The organism is Nocardia glycosmidis (genome assembly GCF_052545115.1).
On record NZ_JBQWRH010000003.1, the window covers coordinates 333,784 to 357,346 of the forward strand.

Annotated in this window: 17 protein-coding genes and 2 pseudogenes; 10 read left to right on the plus strand and 9 right to left on the minus strand. The window is 69.5% G+C overall.

What is annotated here, in order from left to right:
* Position 1: 1 nt before the first annotated feature.
* Entirely contained in the window at positions 2 to 337 is a 336-nt protein-coding gene (locus tag ACT86A_RS05590; RefSeq protein ID WP_445090911.1) for a hypothetical protein, read from the minus strand.
* Between the two features lie 129 nt (positions 338 to 466).
* On the opposite strand from ACT86A_RS05590, the gene upp reads away from it, so the two are divergent.
* A complete protein-coding gene (upp, locus tag ACT86A_RS05595; protein WP_445090912.1) occupies positions 467 to 1,090 on the plus strand; it encodes a uracil phosphoribosyltransferase in 624 nt (207 codons plus the stop codon).
* Positions 1,091 to 1,214: 124 nt separating this feature from the next.
* Here upp and ACT86A_RS05600 read toward each other — a convergent pair whose 3' ends face one another.
* Together ACT86A_RS05600 and ACT86A_RS05605 are read right to left on the minus strand one after the other, a co-directional pair.
* Positions 1,215 to 2,711: a phospho-sugar mutase gene (locus ACT86A_RS05600; protein ID WP_445090913.1), complete on the minus strand. Its 1,497-nt coding sequence runs from the start codon at positions 2,709 to 2,711 to the stop codon at positions 1,215 to 1,217.
* The gene (locus ACT86A_RS05605) at positions 2,712 to 3,491 is read right to left on the minus strand and encodes a purine-nucleoside phosphorylase (protein ID WP_445090914.1); all 780 of its coding nucleotides are present in this window, start codon (positions 3,489 to 3,491) and stop codon (positions 2,712 to 2,714) included.
* Positions 3,492 to 3,619: 128 nt separating this feature from the next.
* On the opposite strand from ACT86A_RS05605, the gene ACT86A_RS05610 reads away from it, so the two are divergent.
* The 3 genes from ACT86A_RS05610 (at position 3,620) to ACT86A_RS05620 (ending at position 6,989) form a co-directional block, all read left to right on the plus strand.
* Positions 3,620 to 4,324, plus strand: a complete 705-nt coding sequence (locus ACT86A_RS05610; RefSeq protein ID WP_445090915.1) for an enoyl-CoA hydratase-related protein — start codon at positions 3,620 to 3,622, stop codon at positions 4,322 to 4,324.
* A 125-nt stretch (positions 4,325 to 4,449) separates the two neighbouring features.
* Positions 4,450 to 5,694 (plus strand): M20 family metallopeptidase, encoded by a 1,245-nt coding sequence (locus ACT86A_RS05615; protein ID WP_445090916.1) that lies wholly within the window; start codon positions 4,450 to 4,452, stop codon positions 5,692 to 5,694.
* Between the two features lie 95 nt (positions 5,695 to 5,789).
* Positions 5,790 to 6,989, plus strand: a complete 1,200-nt coding sequence (locus ACT86A_RS05620; RefSeq protein ID WP_445090984.1) for a M20 family metallopeptidase — start codon at positions 5,790 to 5,792, stop codon at positions 6,987 to 6,989.
* 76 nt (positions 6,990 to 7,065) lie between these two features.
* Here ACT86A_RS05620 and ACT86A_RS05625 read toward each other — a convergent pair whose 3' ends face one another.
* Positions 7,066 to 7,542, minus strand: a complete 477-nt coding sequence (locus tag ACT86A_RS05625; RefSeq protein ID WP_445090917.1) for a gamma-glutamylcyclotransferase family protein — start codon at positions 7,540 to 7,542, stop codon at positions 7,066 to 7,068.
* Positions 7,543 to 7,716: 174 nt separating this feature from the next.
* On the opposite strand from ACT86A_RS05625, the gene ACT86A_RS05630 reads away from it, so the two are divergent.
* From ACT86A_RS05630 to ACT86A_RS05645, 4 genes are all read left to right on the plus strand, one after another.
* On the plus strand, positions 7,717 to 9,120 hold the full coding sequence (locus ACT86A_RS05630; protein WP_445090918.1) for an NAD(P)H-quinone dehydrogenase: 1,404 nt from the start codon (positions 7,717 to 7,719) through the stop codon (positions 9,118 to 9,120).
* Positions 9,121 to 9,426: 306 nt separating this feature from the next.
* Entirely contained in the window at positions 9,427 to 10,476 is a 1,050-nt protein-coding gene (locus tag ACT86A_RS05635; protein ID WP_445090919.1) for a hypothetical protein, read from the plus strand.
* A gap of 73 nt (positions 10,477 to 10,549) precedes the next feature.
* A complete protein-coding gene (locus ACT86A_RS05640) occupies positions 10,550 to 11,569 on the plus strand; it encodes a DUF8176 domain-containing protein (protein ID WP_445090920.1) in 1,020 nt (339 codons plus the stop codon).
* 98 nt (positions 11,570 to 11,667) lie between these two features.
* On the plus strand, positions 11,668 to 12,882 hold the full coding sequence (locus ACT86A_RS05645; RefSeq protein WP_445090921.1) for an aminotransferase-like domain-containing protein: 1,215 nt from the start codon (positions 11,668 to 11,670) through the stop codon (positions 12,880 to 12,882).
* 24 nt (positions 12,883 to 12,906) lie between these two features.
* Here ACT86A_RS05645 and glpK read toward each other — a convergent pair whose 3' ends face one another.
* Positions 12,907 to 14,406, minus strand: a complete 1,500-nt coding sequence (gene glpK / locus ACT86A_RS05650; RefSeq protein ID WP_445090922.1) for a glycerol kinase GlpK — start codon at positions 14,404 to 14,406, stop codon at positions 12,907 to 12,909.
* Between the two features lie 284 nt (positions 14,407 to 14,690).
* Between glpK and ACT86A_RS05655 the strand changes: the two genes are divergently transcribed.
* Positions 14,691 to 16,424, plus strand: coding sequence for a glycerol-3-phosphate dehydrogenase/oxidase (locus ACT86A_RS05655; protein ID WP_445090923.1), 1,734 nt, complete (start codon positions 14,691 to 14,693; stop codon positions 16,422 to 16,424).
* 9 nt (positions 16,425 to 16,433) lie between these two features.
* On the opposite strand, the gene ACT86A_RS05660 is transcribed toward ACT86A_RS05655, so the two are convergent.
* The 3 genes and pseudogenes from ACT86A_RS05660 to ACT86A_RS05670 all read right to left on the minus strand — a co-directional run.
* The gene (locus ACT86A_RS05660; protein ID WP_445090924.1) at positions 16,434 to 17,216 is read right to left on the minus strand and encodes an Fpg/Nei family DNA glycosylase; all 783 of its coding nucleotides are present in this window, start codon (positions 17,214 to 17,216) and stop codon (positions 16,434 to 16,436) included.
* A gap of 42 nt (positions 17,217 to 17,258) precedes the next feature.
* Positions 17,259 to 18,191 (minus strand): annotated as a pseudogene (locus tag ACT86A_RS05665) (Lhr family helicase); the annotation flags it as partial.
* 414 nt (positions 18,192 to 18,605) lie between these two features.
* Positions 18,606 to 22,232, minus strand: a pseudogene (locus tag ACT86A_RS05670) (ATP-dependent helicase); the annotation flags it as partial.
* Positions 22,233 to 22,333: 101 nt separating this feature from the next.
* Here ACT86A_RS05670 and ACT86A_RS05675 point away from each other — a divergent pair.
* Positions 22,334 to 22,879, plus strand: coding sequence for a histidine phosphatase family protein (locus ACT86A_RS05675; RefSeq protein WP_445090925.1), 546 nt, complete (start codon positions 22,334 to 22,336; stop codon positions 22,877 to 22,879).
* 49 nt (positions 22,880 to 22,928) lie between these two features.
* On the opposite strand, the gene ACT86A_RS05680 is transcribed toward ACT86A_RS05675, so the two are convergent.
* Positions 22,929 to 23,411, minus strand: coding sequence for a hypothetical protein (locus tag ACT86A_RS05680; protein ID WP_445090926.1), 483 nt, complete (start codon positions 23,409 to 23,411; stop codon positions 22,929 to 22,931).
* Between the last annotated feature and the right edge of the window lie 152 nt (positions 23,412 to 23,563).

Genomic DNA, 23,563 nt, shown 5'->3' on the forward strand with positions numbered 1-23,563 from the left:
CTCACTCCAGTTCGGTGGCCGCGCTCTGCAGCGCGCTCGCGGCGGAGGTGTCGGTCTCGGTGAGCACGGTCGCCGCGCCGGCGGCCGCGCCACCCATGCTGGTGAGCACCGCCGACAGCTGGCCGATCGCGGCGACGTGACCGGCGTGCGCCGCGGTATAGGCCGCCATGAAGTCGGCACCGACGAGTCCCATGATCGGGCCGAGCAGCGCGGGCTCCGCCGCGGCCGCGTTGACCCCCGCTGCCGCCATCTCACCCGCCATGACGTGGGCGGTCGCCCCGTAGGCCGCAATGCCCTCGGTGTCCGCCGACATCTTTCGCATCAGAGCTTCCCCCATCTGTTGTTCCCAGGCAGAGTACGTCATCCACTTGGTTCGACGCGCGCTGTTGCGGTTCGGTTCCGCCACTTCGGAAAAAAGTTGGGTCGAGTCCGTCGGCGCGTCGGTGATCGACCTTATCGTTCCCTCATGCGCACCCACACCGTGGACCATCCACTCGTCGCCGCCTTGCTCACCACGATGCGGGACGAACGCACGCCGAATCCGGCTTTCCGTGCCGCACTACGCGATCTGACCGGGATACTGATCTACGAGGCGCTGCGCGAGGCGCCGGTAGAGCGCTTCCCGATCGTGACGCCCGTCGCCGCCACCGAAGGCGTTCGGCTGGCGCAACCGCCGTTGCTGGTTCCGGTGCTGCGCGCCGGGCTCGGCATGGTCGACGCGGCCGCCGAGTTGATCCCGGACGCCAGAATCGGATTCGTCGGCCTGGCCCGGGACGAGCAGACCCACCTGCCGGTCCAGTACATGGAATCGCTGCCCACGGACCTCGCCGGACTACCGGTCTTCGTCCTCGACCCGATGCTGGCCACCGGCGGCTCGATGGTCCGCACACTGGAGCTGCTCGTCGCGCGCGGTGCCGCCGACGTCACCGCGGTGTGCGTGGTCGCGGCACCGGAAGGCATTGCGGTACTGGCTGATTCGGGTCTGCCGGTGCGGCTGGTCACGGCGGTGGTCGACGCGGGATTGAACGAGAACGCCTTCATCGTGCCCGGCCTCGGCGACGCGGGCGATCGACAGTTCGGTCCGCGCTGAACGGGCCGCGCTGAACGCGTCCTGAACGGCCCACACTGAACGGGCCGCACTGCACGGGCCGCGCTGAACGGCCCGCACTGTACGGGCCGTGCTGAAACGCCGGCGCTGAACGGCCGGCGGACGATCAGAGCGTCCGACAGAACTCGCGCAGCGCCGAAAGGCGTACGCGCGCAGCGGCTCGCGCGGCGGCGAGCTCGGCCCGCGAGCCGACCGGCTCGACCACCTCCAGGTAGCACTTGAGCTTCGGCTCGGTGCCGGAAGGACGTACGACCAGGCGCGCGGAGCTGCCCTCGAAGATCAACGCATCGGTCCGCATCCGGCCGCGCACCTGGAGCTGGTCGGTGTATTTCACCGGCTCGCCGGCGATCTCGTCCGGCGGGTCGGCCCGCAGCCGTTCGAGCACTGCCGCGGCGTCTGCTGCGGAAGGCAGCCGCAGCGCTACCTGGTCGCCGGCATGCAGGCCGAATTCGATCGCGTAGTCGTCGAGTTCGTCGTTCAGGGTGCGTCCCGCCGCCTTCAGCCGGGCGACCAGGTCGGCCACGAGCACGGCGGCGGAGATCCCGTCCTTGTCCCGGACCTTCGCCGGGTCGACGCAGTGCCCGATCGCCTCCTCGTAGGCGTACGCCAGGCCGTCGCCCGCACGGGCCAGCCACTTGAAGCCGGTGAGTGTCTCGGCGTACCGGCCGCCGCGCGCCGGAGCCAGTTTGGACAGCAATCGCGAGGACACGATCGTCGTCGCCACCAGCGCGTCGGCCGCGGCGGTGCGCAGCACGCAGTTGCCGAGCAGGACGCCGGTCTCGTCGCCGCGCAGCATCCGCCAACTGCCGTCCGGTCGCGCAACACCCACCGCGCAGCGGTCCGCGTCCGGGTCGAGCGCGATCGCCACGTCGGCACCCACCTCGGCGGCCAGCGCGAGCAGCAGGTCGGGGGCGCCGGGTTCCTCCGGATTCGGAAACGCGACGGTGGGGAAGTCGGGATCGGGCGCGAACTGCTCGTCCACCACGTGGACGTCGGGGTATCCGGCCGCGGTGAGCGCTTCGACGGCGAGGTCGCCGCCCACGCCGTGCAACGGGGTGAGCGCGATCCGGATACCCGCACGCTCGCCCTGGCCACCGATCAGGGCGGGCAGTTCGGCGACCCGACGCAGGTAGCGCCGCACCACGTCGTCGGTCGCCGGGGCAACCGGCGCACGATCGACCGGCTCGACGACCTTCCCGATGCAGCGCTCGATGTCGGTGTCGGCCGGGGCGACCAGCTGCGACCCGCCGTCGAGGTAGACCTTGTAACCGTTGTCGGTAGCCGGATTGTGCGACGCGGTGATCTGCACGCCCGCGACCGCCCCGAGTTCCCGGACCGCGTACGCGAGCACCGGCGTCGGCAGCGCGCCGGGCAGCAGCGTCACCGGGAAACCCGCCGCGGCGAAGATTTCCGCGGTCGCCGTGGCGAACTCGGCGGACCCGTGCCTGGCGTCGCGGCCGACCACCACCGGACCGCCGCCGAGACAGCGGCCGCGCAGCCAGTCGACGATCCCGGCGGTCGCCCGCGTCACCGTGGTGACGTTCATGCCGTCCGGGCCGTCGCGCAGCGGCCCGCGCAGGCCAGCGGTGCCGAAGCGCAGCATCTAGACCCGTTCCAGCACGCCACGCAGCAGTTTGCCGAGCCGTGCGGCCGCGGCACGCCCTTCGGCGAGCACCTCGGCATGGGACAGATGCGCGCCCGTGACTCCTGCGGCCAGGTTGGTGACCAGTGAGATGCCCAGCACGCGCGCGCCGAGCGCGCGGCAGGCGATGGCTTCCAGCACCGTGGACATGCCGACCAAGTCCGCGCCGATCGTGCGCAGCATCCGGATTTCGGCGGGAGTCTCGTACTGCGGTCCGGTCAGGCCCGCGTACACGCCTTCGGTCAGGCTCGGGTCGATTTCCCGGGTCAGCGCTCGCAGTTCGGGATCCCATGCGTCGACCAGGTCGACGAAGGTCGCGCCCGCCAGCGGCGTGCGGCCGGTCAGGTTGAGGTGATCGCTGATCAGGACCGGTTCGCCGACCCGGAGGCCGGGCCGGATACCGCCCGCGGCATTGGTCAGCACGACGATTTCCGCGCCCGCGGAAATCGCCGCCGTCACCGGGTGCACCACGTCGGCGGGCCGGTAGCCCTCGTAGAGATGCTGGCGGCCCATCAGCACCAGAACGGGCGTGTCGCCGACCTGGACGGAGTGGACCACACCGACGTGACCCTGCGCGCTCGGCGTCCCGAAACCGGGCAGCTCCGGCATCGGCACCGACGCCCGCGGCGCCCCGATCTCGGCGGCCGCATCCTGCCAACCGGATCCCAGCACGACCGCCACCCGGTGGCGCGGCACTCCCGTACGTTCGGCGATCGCCTCAGCGGCCTGTTCGGCAAGCATGATCGTCACTGTAGCGCCAGGTCGGCAGGTGAGGCGGTTCGTGACGGGGAGCCGGCGTCCCCGAGTGCGGGACGATCGACCCCTACCCGCGAGTAGGAATATTCGCGTACGCCGGATACGCTGCACGCATGCCGTACCTGGAACGTGCGGGGGACGTGTTCGTCGGCTATCTCGGCGCGCAGGGGCAGACCGACAGCGAGAATCGCTTCCACCCGGACTGGATCGACGAGTTCCACGCGCTGCTGGACAAGGTGGAGAGCTCCGAGGGGCCCGCCGCGCTGGTGACCACCGCGACCGGAAAGTTCTACAGCAACGGTCTGGACACCGACTGGTTGTTCGGCAACATGGACAAGATGCACAGTTATCTCGACCAGGTGCATTCGCTCTACACGCGCCTGCTCGGTTTCCCGCTGCCGACCGTCGCCGCGATCAACGGCCATGCCTTCGGCGCGGGCGCCATGCTGGCCACCTCGCACGACTTCCGTTTGATGCGCGCCGACCGCGGCTTCTACTGCCTGCCCGAGGTGCACCTCGGCATGCCGTTCACCGTCGGCATGAACGCTCTGCTCACCGAGCGGCTGAGCAGGCAGGTCTGCGTGCAGGCGATGACGACGGGGCACCGCTACCCGGCCGACGAGGCGATCGCCGCGGGCATCGTGGACGGTAAGGCGGACGCATCCGCGCTGGTCGTGACCGCTGTCGAGCGGGCGGCGGCCCTGGCGGGCAACCGCAAGCCGAGCCTGCCGGTGATCAAGCGCGCGTTGCACGCGACGGCGCTGGCCGGGCTCGCGGTACCCACCACCCCGGAAAACCTGGCCTTCGGCGCCGGCTGACGCGCGCCGGAATCACCCTTCCAGAAGCGCCATCACAGCCCGCGGATACGCGGGCAAACCATCGATCGACTCGTTCTGCGGCGCCGCAGGCGCTGCAAAACCGACACGGCTGCCAGACTGGGGTTATGCCACCACCGCGCAGTGGGCGCGATCTATTGCACTGTGCCGGGCACCCCGCGTGCTCGGATGCCGACGCGGCCGGTCGCAGTGACGCCGCGATCCACGCCGCGTCCGCCGAGCTGATCGCGCTTTCGCACGCGATCCACGCCGAACCGGAGCTGGCGTTCGAGGAGACCCGCAGCGTCGCCAAGACCATCGCCCCGCTCGCCGAGCGCGGGTTCCAGATCGAGACCGGTGTCGCGGACCTGCCGACGGCGTTCCGGGCCGGCTATGGCAGCGGGCCGCTCACGGTGGGCCTGTGCGCCGAATACGACGCGCTGCCCGGAATCGGGCACGCTTGCGGCCACAACATCATCGCCGCTGCCGCAGTGGGCGCGGCGCTCGGCCTGGCCGAGGTCGCCGACGAGCTCGGCATCACCGTGCAGGTGTTCGGCACGCCCGCCGAGGAGAGTGGCGGCGGCAAGATACTGATGCTGGAACGCGGCGTATTCGACGACGTGGCGATGGCGATGATGGTGCACCCTGGTCCGCTCGACATCGTGGGGGCTCGTTCGCTGGCGCTGGCCGACCTTTCGGTGCTGTTCCATGGGCGCGAGGCACACGCCAGCGCGGCCCCGGAACAGGGCCGCAACGCGGGGGACGCGGTCACCGTCGCGCAGGTTGCGCTGGGGTTGCTGCGACAACATCTCCTGCCGGGCCAACAACTGCACGGTATAGTCGGCGACGGTGGCGTAGCTCCCAACATCGTGCCCGGCCATGCGGAATTGCTGTATTACCTACGCGCAGCCGACTCCGTATCCCTTGACGATCTGACGCGACGAGCGTCGGCTTGCTTCGAGGCGGGCGCCCTCGCGACCGGCTGCACCCACGAAATCCGGACGCTCGCGCCGACGTACACCGAGTTGACCCCGGATCCGGAGTTATTGTTCGTCTACCGCGAGCAGATCATCGGATTGGGACGCGTGCCGATCGCCCCGGAGCTCGAGGCGCAGCGGCCGCTGGGCAGCACCGACATGGGCAATGTCACCAATGTCGTTCCGGGCATTCACCCGGTCATCGGCATTGATGCCGGTGGTGCGGTGACCCATCAGCCAGGCTTCGCCGCGGCGAGCGTGAACGCCTCGGCGGATCGCGCGGTCCTCGACGGTGCGCTCGCGCTCGCGCGTACTGCGATCACCGTCGCACGCGATGACATCCATAGAGACAGGTTGTTGCAACGGTTGGTTCAACGACAGGAGGACATTCGGTGAGCACAACCCGCCGTTCGGCGGCGCAGGCGACGGGTCCCGCCGCGGACGCCCGTGGGGCTGCGGACACCCGTGGGGCTGCGGACGCCCGTGGGGCAATGCAAGGCCTCGTGAGCTCCACGGTGCCGCAGCCCCTGGGATCCGGGCGGGAAGCGGTCCAGTCGTGGCTCGCCGATCACACCGTCGACCTCGTCGGGTGGCGCAGGCACATCCACGCCAACCCGGAACTGTCCCGCACCGAGTTCGGCACCACCGAGTTCGTCTCGGCCTGGCTGACCAAGGCGGGCCTGGCCCCCCAGGTCCTGCCCGGCGGCACCGGTCTCATCTGTGATCTCGGCCCTGACGGGCGCCGGATCGGATTGCGCGCCGATATCGATGCGCTGCCGCTGCAGGAGTTCACCGGCCTGAGCTTCGCCTCCACCGTTCCGGGCGTTTCGCACGCCTGCGGCCATGACGCGCACACCACCATCCTGCTCGGCACCGCGCTGGCCCTGGCCGAGGTGCCGAAGCTGCCGGTCGGTGTGCGGCTGATCTTCCAGCCCGCCGAGGAGGTCATGCCCGGCGGCGCGATCGACGTGGTCGCCGCCGGCGCGATGGCGGGCGTCGAGCGGATCTTCGCGCTGCACTGTGATCCCCGCCTGGAGGTGGGTCGGGTCGGCGTCCGCGTCGGCGCGATCACCTCGGCGGCCGACACCATCGAGCTGGTGCTCGACTCGCCGGGCGGCCACACCTCACGCCCGCACTTGACCAGCGACCTGGTTTACGCGATCGGCACGGTGATCACCGGACTTCCCGGCCTGCTCAGCCGCCGCATCGACCCGCGCACCAGCACCGTGATGGTGTGGGGCGCGGTCAGCGCGGGCAAGGCGCCGAACGCGATCCCGCAGACCGGCATGCTCACCGGCACCGTCCGCACCGGCGACCACGACACCTGGTCGCTGCTGGAGCCGATGGTGCGCGAGATCGTCGACGGGCTGCTCGCTCCGACCGGTGTGCGCTACCAGCTCAACTACCGGCGTGGCGTGCCCCCCGTGGTCAACGAGGAGCACTCCACCCGCATGCTCGAGGACGCGATCCGTACGCTCGGTCCCGACGCGCTGGCCGACACCATGCAATCCGGCGGTGGTGAGGATTTCTCCTGGTACCTGGAAGAGGTGCCGGGCGCGATGGCTCGCCTCGGTGTGTGGAGCGGCGAAGGCGAACAGCTGGACCTGCACCAGCCGACCTTCGACATCGACGAGCGGGCGCTCGCGGTCGGCGTCCGGGTGCTGACGAATATCGTGCTGGGTTGCGTTTGATTTGCAGTGGTCGGACAGCGGTGTGGCCGAAGCTTCGGGTTCGCCACGCCGCTGTCGCGTTCGGTGTGACGTGTGGTCAGCCGAAGTTGCCCGGCCCCACGTTGCGGCTGTTTCTGGTACGTAGCTCGTGTACGTAATCCGGTGGGGCGCCCGCCTTTTCGGCGGCATCCGCGATCACGCCGAGGTAGCGGGCCGACGGTAGGCCACCCTCGTAGGCGTCCAGCACGTAGAGCCAGGCGAGGGTGGGTTCGCCGGCGCCCTCGGCGTCCCGGGTGACGCGCAGGCGGATCTTCTTGTGGATACCGAAGTCCGAACCCTCCCAGCGGTCCAGCCGCTGCTCATCCTCCGGGGACACGTCGTAGAGCACGACGAACACCCGGGAACCCAGGTCCTCGACGACGGTCGCGAGAGGCCCTTCCCAGCCGATATCGTCACCGGCGAAGGTGAGCCGCCAGCCCTCCAACCAGCCCGTCCCGGACATGGGGGAGTGCGGACAGCGCTCGAGCATCTGCGTTGCGTCCATGTTGGACCCATAGGCGGCATAGATCGGCACCAGCAAAGGGTAGCCAATAAACTTCCCGGACCGCGTTCGATTGCCGCACCTGCGGCGCGGCGTACGGCGCGGCAACGTCCCGCACCGGTAACGCGGTCGAAAGTGCGGGGTGGTTGCCCGATACCGTTGACGTCGTACCGGAGATCCCGGTGCGAAGCACAAGCGGAGGTATCAATGACCCGCATCGCGATCATCGGTGGTGGACCGGCGGGCTACGAGGCGGCGCTGGTGGCCGCCCAGCACGGTGCGTCGGTGACGCTGATCGATTCCGATGGCATCGGCGGGGCGTGTGTGCTGTGGGACTGCGTTCCCTCCAAGACGTTCATCGCCTCGACCGGGGTGCGCACCGACCTGCGCCGGGCCCGGGATCTCGGGATCACCCTCGACCCGAACCAGGCGCGGGTACAGCTGCCCGAGGTGAACGAGCGGGTGAAGGCGCTGGCACTGGCGCAGTCGTCGGATATCCGCTCGAAACTGCAGACCGTCGGGGTGACGGTGCTGTCCGGACACGCCGAGCTGATCGATCCCGCCGGCGGTCTGGCCGCACACCGGGTACTGGCCACGCTGGCCGACGGAGCGCAGCAGATCCTCGAGGCCGAGGTGGTGCTGATCGCAACCGGCGCCAGCCCGCGCGTGTTGCCCGGCGCCGAACCGGACGGCGAGCGCATTCTCAACTGGCGTCAGCTCTACGACCTGGAGGAGTTGCCGGAGACGTTGGTGGTGGTCGGCTCCGGCGTGACGGGCGCCGAGTTCGTCTCCGCCTACACCGAAATGGGCGTGCGGGTGAAACTGGTCTCCAGCCGCGACCGCGTGCTGCCCGGTGAGGACGCCGACGCGGCGCTGGTGCTGGAAGACGCGCTCGCCGAGCGTGGCGTCGAGCTGGTCAAGCACGCGCGCGCGGACGCGGTGGAGCGCACCGTCGAAGGTATCGTGGTCAAGTTGTCCGACGGACGCACGGTTGCCGGCTCGCACGCGCTGATGACCGTCGGTTCGACTCCCAACACCGCGGGCCTCGGGCTGGAGCGGCTCGGCATCGAACTCGACCGCGGCGGCTATCTGCGGGTGGACCGAGTCTCGCGCACATCGGTGCCGGGCATCTACGCCGCGGGCGACTGCACCGGTCTGCTGCCGCTCGCCTCGGTGGCGGCGATGCAGGGACGTATCGCGATGTACCATGCGCTCGGCGAGGGCGTCAGCCCGATCCGCCTGAAGACCGTCGCATCAGCGGTGTTCACCCGGCCGGAGATCGCGACCGTCGGGGTCAGCCAGACCGCGATCGACAACGGCGAGGTGCCCGCGCGCACCGTGATGCTGCCGCTGAACACCAATCCGCGCGCCAAGATGTCCGGGCTGCGACGTGGTTTCGTGAAGATCTTCTGCCGCCCCGCCACCGGTGTGGTGATCGGCGGCGTGGTTGTGGCGCCGATCGCGTCGGAGCTCATTCTGCCGATCGCGCTCGCGGTACAGAACAATCTGACGGTGAACGACCTGGCCCAGACCTTCTCGGTCTACCCGTCGCTCACCGGATCGGTGACCGAGGCGGCCCGATTGCTGATGCGGCACGACGATCTGGGGTGATGTCGACCCGGCGTGCGCTGTCGCGTGTCCGGTCTCGGACACCATGATTTTCGGAGACCGGGGCGGCGCTCGACGCGGGTGATATTGCCACTCTTGGTTATTCGCCGCGTTGCTCATTTTCCGCAGTTATGGTTCACTCCTCGGCAGAGATGCGATCGGAGAGCGGTCGCGAAGTACGGTGCGGGGGGATGGGTTTCCTTTCCAAATCGGCATGACGAACGATTCGGATCGTTCGACGATCGGGCGTCTCACCCAGGACAACTGGAAGTGGCCGATCTGGTCGCACCCGGGAAGGGAATTGCGCAAGTGAAACATCGTAAGCCGAGTCGGGCCCAGCGAGCGATGGCGAGCACCTCGTTGCCCCTGGCCACAGCGGCCGCAGTGGCGACTCTCTTCGCGGCGCCGGCGGGGGCGGCTCCCAACGATCAGCCGACCCAGCCCGGCGTGACCGAGTCGCCGAGCACGCCGGAAACCACGCAGGCGGAGCCGGGTAAGCCCGAGGCCAAGCAGGATCCGCAGAAGCCGGATCCGCAGAAGCCGGAGACCAAGCCGACGCCGAGCCAGCCCGGTGTCGTCACGCCGGACCCGGACCACGCGATGCCCGACCAGAAGGACCCGCGGCTGGCCCGGCCGACGCAGCCGGGTGTGACCACGCCGCGCGTCGCGCCGCTGCCGGTCCCCGGCCAGCAGCCGGGCGATCCGCAGCCGGCGGTGGCGCCGGATCAGGCGGCCCCGCAGCCTGGGCAGCAGGCCGCTCCGCAGCCGGGAACGCAGGCTGCTCCGCAGCCGGGAACACATGCCGCTCCACAACCGGGAACGCAGGGCGGCGGGAACGCCGAAGCGCGGCCGGAATCTTCCACCGTGGTGCAGCAGCCGCGGTGGCAGGCGCCACGGCTGGAGGCCGCCCCGGCTGCCCCGGTCGTGGAGATGACCGGTCCGCACGCCGAGGTCGGCGCGAACATCGACGGCAACCGGTTGCTCCCGGGCTACGTGGCCAACACCCACCACTTCAGCAACGAGGCGGGTTACGTCGGCACCATCGGTTACCGCACGCCGACCGGCCAGGGCGAAGCGGGCATCTCGGTGGAGTTCATCGACAAGAACACCGTCAAGCTGACCACCTACACCGGTGGCGAAGGCTTGGCCGACAACAACACCACCGCGGTGATCGATACCACTCAGCTGAACCTGGCCAAGGCGGCGGTGGAGAACTGGATCCGGGAGCAGCCGGGCGGCGCGGCCGCACTCGAAGCCGCCGCACAGGTTAAGCTTCCGATTCAGTCGGGCGATTCCGCTGCGCAGACCGTCGAAGTGGCTGGTGTCACTGCCCAGTGGGGCGGTTCACTCCAGTACTGACACGAGCTGATCTCGACGGGTGGGGCGGTCGTTCGCGACCGCCCCACTCGTGTGTCCTGGGAAAGGAGTGGGTGTGACCTCCGAGGGTGATGCGAGGGAGGACGATTCCGGCCGGCCGGGGTCGGATTTCGGTCCGCCGCTGGGAGAATTCGGTCCGCCGCTGGAGGAATTCGGTCCGCCGGTTTCCGACTTCGGGCCGCCCGTTTCGGAATTCGGTCCACCGATGGGTGCCGACACCGGCCCGAGCTGGCAGGTGCCGCAGCAGCCCACCGACCACCCCGAACTCATCTGGCGGCCTGCGGGTGAGGCGGCGCCGACGGCGCCGTCGCAGCAGTTCCGCGCGCCGGACGCCACCGTTTACGCCGAACAACCGGCCGCGCCGGAGCGGCCGGCCGCGGAGCCCGCGCGGCCGCAATCCACCGGCGGTGAGCGGGACTCGTGGTGGAGCCAGCCGACCGCAGAGGGTGGCGTGCCCAAGCCACCCCCGACGTCGGAGTCCGACCTGTCCTGGGCTAAGGACCCGATCGCCATGCGGTTGGCACCGCGCGTCCCCGCGACACCGTCGCCCGCGGAGAGCTCTGGCTCCTCGCGGCGCTGGGTCGTGGTGGGCTCGATCGCGGCGGTCGTCGTGCTGATCGCGCTGACGGTGACCATCATCGGGATCTCCCGCGGCGGCGACGACGGTGGGGACCCCACAGCGGCTCCGGGCCCGAGTGCGCCAGTGCTGGACTGTCAAGCGAAAACTGAGGGCAACGTCACTATCGGCAACAGTCCGGGCGACACGAGCAGCGGGATCCGGGCGATTCTCGGTTTCGAGCATGCCTACTATGCCGAACGCAGTGCCGCCCGCGCGCATACGTTCGTGACGCCACAAACGAACATTCAGCAACCCCAAGTCATGCAGCCGGCCATCGACCGTGAGATCCCACCAGGCACGGCCTATTGCCTCCGGATCGAGTCGGTAGGCCCCGACCTGTTCAACGTCGACCTCACCGAGCGTCGCCCCAACGGCGTCACAACGGTGTATCGCCAGACGATTGCCACGGTGCAGCAGGAGGACCGTCACCTGATCTCCACAATTTTCGACCGCTGAGTCGGTTTCTCATATTGTGAGATTTCTGTTTCATATTCTGGGTGGCGATATGTGATAGTGGAGCGGTCGTCTACCGTGGCGTTCCTTCGGAGGTTTCCATGTCGCCGACCACCCCGCCGCTGGCCCGCCGCCTCGACGGCCTGCAGAGCTCGGCGATCCGTGACCTGCTGAAGCTGACCGCCCGCAGTGACATCATCAGCCTGGCGGGCGGCCTGCCCGATGAGCAGCTCATGCCGCGTGACCGGATCGCGCTGGCGGCCGAATCGGCGCTCACCGACCGCTCGCGGCTGCAGTACACCGAGTCGGCCGGGTGGGGGCCGCTGCGTGAGGTGTTGGCGGCGCGAGAGTCGGCGCGGTTGGGTCGCGCCGTGCACGTCGAGGAGGTCCTCGTCACGCACGGCTCGCAGCAGGCGTTGTCGCTGCTGGGGGAGGTGCTGCTGGATCCGGGTGCGTTGGTGGTGGTCGAGAATCCGGCGTATGTCGGTGCGCTGCAGGTGTTCCGCGCGGCAGGCGCGCGGATCGCGGCGGTTCCGCTGGACGCGGATGGTATGCGGACCGACGTGCTGGCCGAATTACTCGACCGTGGCGAGCGGCCCGCGCTGGTCCACACGGTGAGCAACTTCCACAATCCGCGCGGGGTCACCATGAGCCCGGATCGCCGCCGCGCGCTCGCTGAACTCGCTGAGCGCCACGGCTTCTGGGTGATCGAGGACGACCCGTATGGCGAGCTGTGGTTCGATCAACCATCGCCGTCGCCGGTGGCATCCTACTCGGCCAATGTAATCCGGCTGTCCAGTGCGTCGAAGATTCTGGCTCCGACGCTGCGAGCAGGCTGGATGGTGGCGCCGAGCGCGGTGCGCCGGGGAGTGGAGTTGCTCAAACAGAGTGCGGATCTATGCGGTTCAGCGCTGACCCAGCAGATCGTCACCGACCTGCTCGACGACGGTGACTGGCTCACCGCTCATGTGGACGAGGTACGGCGCATCTACGGCGAACGTGCCCAGGCGCTGGTCGGCGCGCTGCGTAGTCGCCTTGGTGACCGGGTGGTGAGCACAGATGCGTCCGGCGGAATGTTCGTCTGGGTCGACTTCGCCGACACTACCGATACTGTCGAGTTGCTGCCGCGCGCCATCGAGCGCGGTGTCGCTTATGTGCCCGGTTCGGCATTCGCCGTTGACGGCGGCTACCGCAACTCGATGCGCTTGTGTTTCACGACATCCGACGCCGGAATGCTGCAGGAGGCGGTCGACCGCTTGACCCACGCGGTGGGTGATCAGGCAACCGCCGCAGCAGGTTTCGCCCGGTCCGAATGACCGCGAGCGGTGGGTGAATACCGGCTAATCCACCCACCCGTAGGTGCGTTCGACGGCCTTGTTCCAGGCGGCGAAGTGTTCGTCGCGCTGCTGCGGCGACATGGTCGGGTGCCATGTCTTGTCGGCGGCCCAGTTGGCCCGGATGTCGTCGGTTCCCGACCAATAACCGACGGCCAGCCCGGCCGCGTACGCCGCGCCGAGCGCGGTGGTCTCGTTGACCACCGGACGCACCACGGGTACGTCGAGGATGTCGGACTGGAACTGCATGAGCAGGTCGTTGCCGACCATGCCGCCGTCTACCTTCAGTGTGGTCAGCTCCAAGCCGAGCTGGTGGGACTCGGCGTCGGCGCGCATGGCGTCGACCACCTCGCGGGTCTGGAAGGCGGCGGCTTCCAGCACCGCCCGCGCCAGGTGCGCTTTGGTCACGAAACGGGTGAGCCCGGCGATGACGCCGCGCGCGTCCGGCCGCCAGCGCGGAGCGAACAGTCCGGAGAAGGCGGGCACGATATAGGCGCCGCCGTTGTCGGCGACGCTGCGGGCCAGCGGCTCGATCTCGGCGGCGGTGGAGATGATGCCGAGGTTGTCCCGCAACCACTGCACCAGCGAGCCGGTGACCGCGATGGAACCTTCCAGCGCGTACACCGGGTCGGCTTCGCCGAGGCGGTAGCACACGGTGGTGAGCAGGCCGTGCTTGCTGAACACCGGCGTGGTTCCGGTGTTCAGCAGCATGAAATTGCCGGTGCCGTAGGTGTTCTTGGCCTCGCCGGGCGACAGGCACGCCTGGCCGAAGGTGGCGGCCTGCTGGTCGCCGAGGATGCCCGCCACCGGTACCCCGGCCAGCGGCCCTGAGCGGATCGGCGCGTACACCTCGGATGAGCTCACGATCCGTGGCAGCATCGGCTCCGGCACGCCGAACTCCGCGCAGATCCGCGAATCCCACTGCAGCGAGCGCAGATCCAGCAGCATGGTGCGGGAGGCATTGGTCACGTCGGTGATGTGCTCGCCGGTGAGGTTCCACAGCACCCAGCTGTCGACGGTGCCGAAACACAGCTCGCCGGCCTCCGCGCGTTCCCGCACGCCGGTCACGTTGTCGAGGATCCAGCGCAGTTTCGGGCCGGCGAAGTACGTGGACAGCGGGAGGCCGGTGCGGTCCTGGTACCGGGTCGGCCCCGCCTCGCCGCCCAACTCGGCGCACAGGCGATCGGTACGGGTGTCCTGCCACACGATGGCGTTGTGCACCGGCTCGCCGGTCGCGCGATCCCACACCACGGTGGTCTCGCGCTGATTGGTCACGCCGACTGCGGCGATGTCGGCGCTGCCGAGCCCGGTCTGCGCCAGGACGTCGGCGAGTACGGCTTCGGTATTGCGCCAGATGCTCTCGGGGTCGTGCTCGACCCAGCCCGGTTGCGGGAAGATCTGCTCGTGTTCGCGCTGCGCGACGCCGACGACGCGCCCCTGCCGATCGAAGACGATGCACCGACTCGAGGTGGTGCCCTGGTCGATGGCGGCCACAAAGGAACGCATTGGTGCAGGGTACTAAAAGCTGTGCTCGATTTTGCCGGCTTGCGGCGGCTCGTTCGGCCCGGACGCATCGAGCGCGGCAAGGCCGAGCAGGGCGGCTACCACTGCCGCGAGCCCCGGCCCGACTACCTTGTGGATCGAAGCGAGGCGAGCATCGTTCGTTCGCGGTCTTCGAGGGGCGGTGAACACGCAGCTCCGCAGGTGCTGCGAAACAAACCCAGCGGGTTCGCCTAGCCTGGTGGTGAACGCTCGGTCGGACAGATCCGTATCGGCGGGAGGAGTCGAGCATGGCCAAGAAACCGGATTCGCAGTTCCTCGGCCCGGAGCAGCGCACGACGGCTTGGGAGCGCTTCGCCAAGGATCATTACGACGTCGTCGTCGTCGGCGGCGGCGTGGTGGGGGCGGGCATCGCCTTGGACGCGGCGACCAGGGGTTTGCAGGTCGCGCTGGTCGAGGCTCGCGATCTCGGATCGGGTACCTCCAGTCGGTCGTCGAAGATGTTCCACGGCGGACTGCGGTATCTGGAACAGCTGGAGTTCGGATTGGTTCGCGAGGCGCTGCGGGAACGCGAGCTTTCGCTGTCGACCCTGGCCCCGCATCTGGTCAAGCCGCTGCGCTTTCTCTATCCGCTGACCCGCCGGGCTTGGGAGCGTCCGTATGTGGCCGCCGGGTTGCTCCTCTACGACACCATGGGCGGCGCGAAATCCGTTCCCGGTCAACGGCATCTGAGCCGTGCGGGCGCGTTGCGGCTGGCGCCGGGTTTGCGGCGCGACTCGCTGATCGGCGGTGTCAGCTACTACGACACCGTCGTCGACGACGCGCGCCACACCATGATGCTGGCCCGCACGGCCGCGCACTACGGCGCGGTGATCCGCACGTCCACCCAGGTGGTCGGATTCCTGCGCGAGGCCGACCGGGTCGTCGGCGTCAAGGTCCGCGACACCGAGGACGGGTGCACCGGAGAGGTCCGCGGACATGTGGTGGTCAACGCGACCGGCGTGTGGACCGACGAAGTGCAGGCACTGTCGCATCAGCGTGGCCGATTCCATGTCCGGGCGTCCAAAGGCGTGCACATCGTGGTGCCGCGCGATCGGATCGTCAGCGACACCGCGATCATCCTGCGCACCGCGACCTCGGTGCTGTTCGTCATCCCGTGGGGCACGCACTGGATCATCGGCACGACCGACACCGACTGGAACCTGGACCTCGCGCACCCGGCCGCCACCAAGGCCGATATCGACTACCTGCTGGAACGGGTGAACCAGGTGCTGGTCACACCGTTGACACCCGATGACATCGACGGCGTGTACGCGGGGCTGCGCCCGTTGCTGGCGGGGGAGAGCGACGAGACCTCGAAACTGTCGCGGGAGCACGCCGTGGCCCGGGTCGCGCCCGGCTTGGTCGGCATCGCGGGCGGCAAATACACCACCTACCGCGTGATGGCCTGCGACGCGGTGGACGAAGCGGCGCAGGATATTCCGGCCCGCGTCTCCCCGTCGATCACCGCGAAGGTGCCGCTGCTCGGCGCGGACGGTTATTTCGCGCTGGTCAACCAGACGGTGCAGCTGGCCGAGACGTACGGCGTGCACCCCTACCGGATCAAGCACCTCCTGGATCGCTATGGCTCGCTGATCTATGAGGTCCTGGCCTTGGCCGAGGGTAAACCGGAACTGCTGCAACCGATTACGGACGCGCCATCCTATTTGCAGGTGGAGGCGGTCTACGCGGCCGCGGCCGAGGGCGCGCTGCACCTGGACGACATCCTGGCCCGTCGGACCCGGATTTCGATCGAGTATTCGCACCGCGGCGCCAACTGCGCCGAGCAGGTGGCCGAGCTGGTCGCGCCGATCCTGGGCTGGGACGAGGAGGAGATCGACCGGGAAGTCCGGAATTATCAGGCGCGCGTCGAGGCGGAAGTCCACTCGCAGACCCAACCCGACGACGCCGCTGCCGACGCGCTGCGGATCGCGGCCCCCGAACCCCGCCCGGAAATCCTGGAACCGGTGCCGTCCGAGGGGTGATCCTCGTCGCTATATCGGCGGGACGGGCTGGCAGTGCGGGCAGAAATAGATGCCGCGTTCTCGCTGGACCACACGGTCGTACTGGGGTGCGGTGTAGTCGAGCAGGTCGCCCCTGAGCGGTGCGCCGCAGCGTTGGCACGGGCGGTGGGTGCGGCCGTAGGCCAGCGGACGTCGTAGGGGTTTGTCCACCGCTTCGGTCAGGATGCGGTGTGCCTCGTTGACCAGGGCGAGCAGATCCGCAACGTCGCCGACCCGGGTGGCCGGATGGACGCGGCGCAGGAAACAGACCTCGCTGCGATAGATGTTGCCGATGCCCGCGAGGTTGCGCTGGTCGAGCAGGGCCACGCCGATCGGCTGGCCGGGGTACCGCTCCAGTCGCCGGACCGCTTCCGCCGCATCCCAATTCGGACCGAGCAGATCAGGGCCGAGATGGTCGATGATCCGGTGTTCGTCGCCCACCCGCACCACGTCGACGGTACCCAGCGAGAATCCGACGGCTTCCACGTCGTCGGTGCTCAGCACGACCCGAGCGGCGACCCGGGGCTTGGTCCAGCGCTGTCCGAAGTGGAACACGTGCCAGCTGCCGTCCATCTTCAGGTGCGTGTGCACACTCAGGGTCGGCGTCCGGATGAACAGGTGCTTGCCGTAGCTGCCGACGCTCTCGACCACCTGCCCGCGCAGATCGAGCGTGGCATATCGTGGAACCCGAAAATCGCTGCGCGTCAGCTCTTTTCCCGCCAACGCGGATCGAAGTCGTTTGGCGGTCAGAAATACGGTGTCACCTTCGGGCATAGGACGGCCCCGGCTCGATGACGGCGGTGCGGGTATTCGTTCTCACGGGCGGCTCCGCAGGCGCAGGCCGCGCGGGGTGGTGGCGAAGCCCGCCTCGGTGAGGAATCCGGCGAAGGTGTTGCCGTGCACGGTGTCTCCGTTGACGCGGTCGATGACCAGCGCATCCACCCGACGATGCCGGACCAGATCGGCCAGGGCCTGCGCGGCGCCGCGCCGGGCGGTGGGGTCTTCGGTGAAAGTCAGCAGGGTTTTGCCGCCTCGTTCCAGGTAGAGGACCAGTTCCCCGTCCATGAGCACGACCAGCGCCCCGGCCTTGCGCCCGGGCCGATGCCCGCTCTCGACGTCGCTCTTCGGCCAGGCCAGTGCGGCACCGTACGGGTTGGCGGGATCGCAGGCGGCCAGTGCCAGCACCGTGCCGGTCGGCTGGCTGGAGTCCGGGCGGGCGCGCTCGGCGTCGAACGCGCGGAGCCGGTCCACGATATCGGTGGTGGAGAACTGAGCGCCGCCGAGCGAGTCCACGAAATATCCGCGGCGACAACGTCCACGGTCCTCGAATTCGGTCAACACCCGATACATCAGCGCGAACCCGCCGGGCACGCCCTCGTTCTGCACCGATCCCCTGGTCAGTACACCGTACCGTTCCAGGAGCAGGTCAGCGGTCGCGTGCGCGCGGACGGTGTTGTCCGAGACGCGCTCCGGCAACAGCGACCACCGTCCGGCGACCGAAGCAGGACCGGAACGCGTCGGCATGCTCGGCCTGGGAAAGTAGGCGCGGCCGCGCGGAGCGCGCCGAGGTGTGCGATGGGCGGTGGTGGTTCGCGTCGTTCCCGAGAGCAGTGCCCGTACCGGGACGAACGTGTCACCGGAAACCAATCCCGCCCACACCAATTCCCACAAGGCCGCGACCACCGCGGTGTCGTCGAGCAGGCCGGTGGCATCCGACAACTGCCGGAAGAAAAACGCGCCGCCGCCCTGCGGGACCGGCATCAGTCGTTGGGGTCCGTCGAGTTGTGCTGCCCCGGTATTGATTCCGAATCCGGTACCTGACCCTCGCCCGCGACCGTCGTGCTGCGCCGCCGCGCTTTCGGCCGGTGTATCGCCGTCTACCTGGATTTCCCGTCCGGCGGAGCGGGCCGCCGTGCGCGTGCCATTGATCGGCGATGGATCCGGTTCGTCCAGCGGCACGGGTTCCCGATCTGCCGGGGTACCGGATACTCCGGTCGGTGGATCCCCGGCTATCGGTGTTTTCCGCCCGCCCGAACGCCTACCGATCGAATCCTCCTGCGCGCGGGTGGTACCGGCCGACGGATCGGAATCGCCCAGCGGCACCGGCTGCCGATCTACCGGGCCATCGGCGGCGAGCGGTGTCCACGGCACGAACGTGGCACCCAAGGCTGTGAGCAGACGGAGCTGAACGTCCGAGAGATCGATATCATCCGGCGGTGCGAGTGTGCACGCGGCTTGCTCGGCCAGGTGCAGGGCGACCCAGCCGTCTTTGGCGGTGATCGCGCCATGCCCGGACCAGATCACCTCGCCGGTCGCCATCAGTTCATCGAGCAGCGCGGGGTGGTAGTCCGGGACCCGTGCGGGCAGGATCAGTGATTCCCAGGCCGACGCCGGAATAGGCACGCCCGCAAGTTGTTCCACGACGGCCGCGACACCGTCGACGCCGCGCAGTTCGCCGGTGCCGATGTGCTGCCAGGACGGCAGGAAGCGGCCGAACGCCGCGGTCGAGACCGGCTCGACCTCGTGTCGCGCGGCGGCGAGCGAACGGCGGCGCACACGGCGAAGTACTTGCGCGTCACACCATTCCGCACCGGCGGCGCCGGGGGTGAATTCGCCTTCCACCACGCGCTTTTCGGTGACAAGCCGGTGCAACGCGGAAGCTGCGACGGCGCTGCCGAGCCCGAACCGGGTCGCGACCGCCTCGGTGCCGAACGGCCCATGCGTGCGGGCGTAGCGGCCGACCAGGTCACCGAGCGGATCGGCGACCGGCTCGATGAACGCCGCGGGCGTTCCGATCGGCAGCGGAACCCCCAATGCGTCACGCAGGCGGGCCGCGTCTTCCACCGCCACCCACCAGCTTCGGCCCGCGAACGAAACCTCCAGGGCCCGCCGCGCGGCCACCAGGCTCGCGAACCATTCCGCGGGGTTCTCCTCGCAGCGCTCGGCAGCCTCTGCGGCGGTGAGCGGCCCGAGCAGTCGCAGCAGGTCCGCCAAGCCTTCGGCGTCCCGCGCGAGCCGCTCCGGGGTGAGCCGCTGTAGTTCTCGCTCGGTCTGGTCGATGACCGCGGCATCGAGCAGTTCGCGCAGCTCGACCCGACCGAGCAACTCGGCGAGCAGGCCCGAATCCAGCGAGAGCGCGGCGGCGCGGCGCTCGGCCAGCGGACTGTCGCCGTCGTACATGAATTGGCCGATGTAGTCGAACAGCAGAGCGTTCGCGAACGGTGACGGCGTCGCGGTCTCCACTTCGACCAGTCGCACCTGGCGGCGCGCCACCCGGCCCAGCAACTGGCGCAGCGACGGCAGATCGTAGACGTCACGCAGGCATTCCCGCACCGTCTCCAAAAGGATCGGGAACTCGGGGAATTTGCGCGCCACGTCGAGCAGCTGGGCCGAGCGCTGTCGCTGCTGCCACAGCGGGGCGCGTTTGCCGGGGTCGCGGCGGGGCAGCAGCAGGGCGCGTGCCGCACACTCGCGGAACCGGGAGGCGAACAGCGCCGAGCCGCCCACCTGTTCGGTGACGATGTCGTCGATCTCGTCGGCCTCGAACACGAACAGCTCCGCGCCGGGCGGGTCGTCGGTCGTGTCGGGCAGCCGCACCACGATGCCGTCGTCGGAGGCGTTCGGCGCGGTGTCCACACCGAATCGTTCGCGCAACCGCGCCCCGATGGCCAGCGCCCAGGGCGCGTGCACCGGCAATCCGTAGGGCGAGTGCAGGACCAGGCGCCAGTCGCCGAGTTCGTCGCGGAAGCGCTCCACCACCAGCGTGCGGTCGGTGGGCAGCTGACCGGTCGCGGCGCGCTGGTCGTCCAGCAGCGTGCGCAGGTTCGCGGACGCGTTGTCGTCGAGGCCGGCCGAGCGCAGTACGGGTGCGATGCCGTCGTGCGCCGCCGCAGCGCCGGACTTTCGCCGCTGCGCCTTGCGCGTTGCGCCGGTGCGCTCTGATTCGGACGCGAGCAGTTGGCCGACCGTCCGGACGAATCCACCGAGCGCCGCACCGAGCTCCGCGGGCCGCCCGAGCCCATCGCCGTGCCAGAACGGCAACCGGCCCGGCTGTCCGAACGCGGGCGTGACCAGCACCCGATCGAAGGTGATCTCCTCGATCCGCCAGCTCGTCGCCCCGAGCGCGAACACGTCACCGACGCGTGACTCGTAGACCATCTCCTCATCGAGTTCACCGACGCGCGAGGCTTTCTCGCCCACCATGTACACCGCGAACAAGCCGCGGTCGGGGATGGCGCCGCCGGAGGTCACGGCCAGGCGTTGCGCGCCGGGCCGTCCGGTCAGGGTTCCGGCGTCGCGGTCCCACACCAGCCGGGGCCGCAGTTCGGCGAACTCGTCGGAGGGATAGCGCCCGGAGAGCAGATCCAGGACCGATTCGTAGGCCGAGCGCGGCAGCGCGGCGTAACTCCCCGTGCCGCGCACGACGTCGAACCAGGCGTCGACGTCGATCGGGTCGAGTGCGCAGGCGGCGACGGTCTGCTGCGCGAGAATGTCCAGCGGGTGCGCCGGGATCTGGATCGCCTCGATCTGCCCCGCGGTCATCCGCTGCGCCGCCACCGCGCAGTGGATGACGTCGGTGCGGTGCTTCGGGAAGATCACGCCGCGGGAGATCTCGCCGACTTGGTGGCCGGCCCGCCCGATCCGCTGCAACCCGCTGGCTACCGAGGGCGGTGCCGCTACCTGCACGACCAGCTCGACCGCGCCCATGTCGATGCCGAGTTCCAGACTGCTGGTCGCGACAACGCAGCGCAGCCGCCCGCTTTTGAGATCGTCTTCGATCAGCGCTCGTTGCTCCTTGCTGACCGAGCCGTGGTGCGCCCGCGCCAGCAGCGGGCCCGCGCCGTGGATGACCTCGGTGGACGCCCCGAGCTGGGCGGGCGGTTTGTGGTCGGTCGCCACCGGCTCGCCGAGCCGTGCCGCGTAGGCCTCGTTCAACCTGGCGGTGAGGCGCTCGGCCAGCCTGCGGGAGTTGGCGAACACGATCGAGGACCGGTGCGCCACGACGAGATCGACGATCGCCTCGTCCACGTGTGGCCAGATCGACCCCGGCTGGTCGGAGTCGCCCGGCTCGGTCATGTCCGCGACGGGTACGCGCACCGACAGATCGAATGTCTTCGGCGCAGGCGGCGAAACCAGGGTGATCGGCGCATTGCCGACCAGGAACCGTCCGACCTCCGCCGGGGGCCGGACGGTGGCGGACAGGCCGATGCGCTGGGCGGGCCGAGCTGTCAGCAGGTCGAGCCGGGCGAGTGACAGCGCCAGATGCGCGCCGCGTTTGGAGCCGGCGATCGCGTGCACCTCGTCCACGATCACCGTGCCGACTTCCCGCAACGTGTCCCGCGCGGCCGAGGTGAGCATCAGGAACAGCGATTCCGGCGTGGTGATCAGGATGTCCGGCGGGGTGCGCAGCATGGAGCGCCGATCGGCGGCGCTGGTGTCACCCGAACGGACCCCGACGGTGATCTCCGGCGGCGCGACGCCGAGTCGTCCGGCGGTCTGCCTGATGCCGACCAGCGGCGCCCGCAGATTGCGCTCCACGTCCACCGCGAGCGCCTTCAGCGGCGACACGTACAGCACGGCGGTGCCGGTCCGCTCGGCGGTCCGCTCCCGGGTAGCCAGCTGGTCGATCGCCCAGAGAAACGCGGACAGCGTCTTCCCGGACCCGGTCGGCGCGACGACAAGGGTGTGCTCGCCCGCCGCGATCGCCTGCCACGCGCCGAGCTGAGCGGATGTCGGCGCGGGGAACGCGCCGTCGAACCACTCCTGGGTCGCGCGGGAGAACGGGGCCATGGCATCAGTGTGCACCGCGCCACCGACAAGCACGCCCGTGCCGTCGCGTGCGGTAACCATCGAACTACGGCTGTGAGCTGCCGCGCCGTACGCTTCGACAGGTGCAAAAGGTGCTCAGACTCGACCTGGTCAGCCATGGGATGACCGAGGCGATGCGCAAGGCACGTTTTCCGGTCGACGAATCGCTGACCGAGGCGGGTCGGCGCGCGGTGTCGGGATGCGCACCGCTGACCGCCGAGCGTGTATTCACCGGACCGGAACGCCGGACCGTGGAGACCGCCGCGTTGCTCGGCTTGCCGGGCAAGCAGGACAGCCGGTTGCGCGACCTGGACGCGGGCGCCTGGCGCGGCGGGGCACTCATGTCGGTGCCGCAGGACGAGTTGTACGCGTGGCTGACCGATCCCGAGTTCCGCGGGCACGGCGGCGAGTCCGTGGTGGACGTGATCGAGCGGACCAGACTCTGGATGGCCGAGATCGCCGGGCAGGCCGTGCCCACCATCGCGGTCACGCACCCGGCGGTGATCCGGGCCGCGCTGCTGGTGACGCTGGACGCCCCGCCGAAATCGTTCTGGCGCATCGATATTCCGCCGGGCAGCGTCACCCGCCTGCACTATCGCGGCGAATGGACGCTGCACTTCACCGCCTGATGTCGGCCGCGCCTGGTGCCTGCAGCGGGATCGGCACGTGCGCAGCGGCTCAGGCGAGACTGAGTACGGTCCGATCGTCCAGTGGGTGGGCCAGCTCGACCAGGACGACGCCGTACTCGCGCTTCTGCTCCGGGCGGGCGGCCTGGCATGGCGGCATGCCGCGATGCAGGCCGCGGATCAGCCGCACGCTGACCCGCTCGGCGGATTCCTCGGCCCGCGCGGTGAATCCGATACTCGGGCAGCCGATCGGTCCGGGGATGTGGATCGCGAGCCGGTCCGTGCCGTCCTCGACGTCGTACTCGGAGAAGGGCAGCGCCGCACTCGGTTCCAGATCCGCCGCAGGTGGGATGACGATCATCGTGCCGCCCACGTAGCTGCGTGGACCGGGGCCGGCCCGCGTCCCCGCCGCCGCGGTCGGGTCCCGTGCGGAGATTACGCCCGAACCGACGTCCGGCGCCGGGTGCCCGCACGCGGTCAACGCCCACAGCGCGGCGGCCGCGACGACCACCATGCCACTGCTGCACACACCCATCTCTCCACCTTCACACAGGTGCGGACCGGCGCCGCGGAGCAAACGCGGTGCGGCGCGGCGCGGGCAGAGTCGTGAGACGCCTTGTGGGCGTCGTCACATTTACCTCGCAGGGTGCGCAGGCGGTGCCCATCGGAAGCATCCAGTATTGTGCA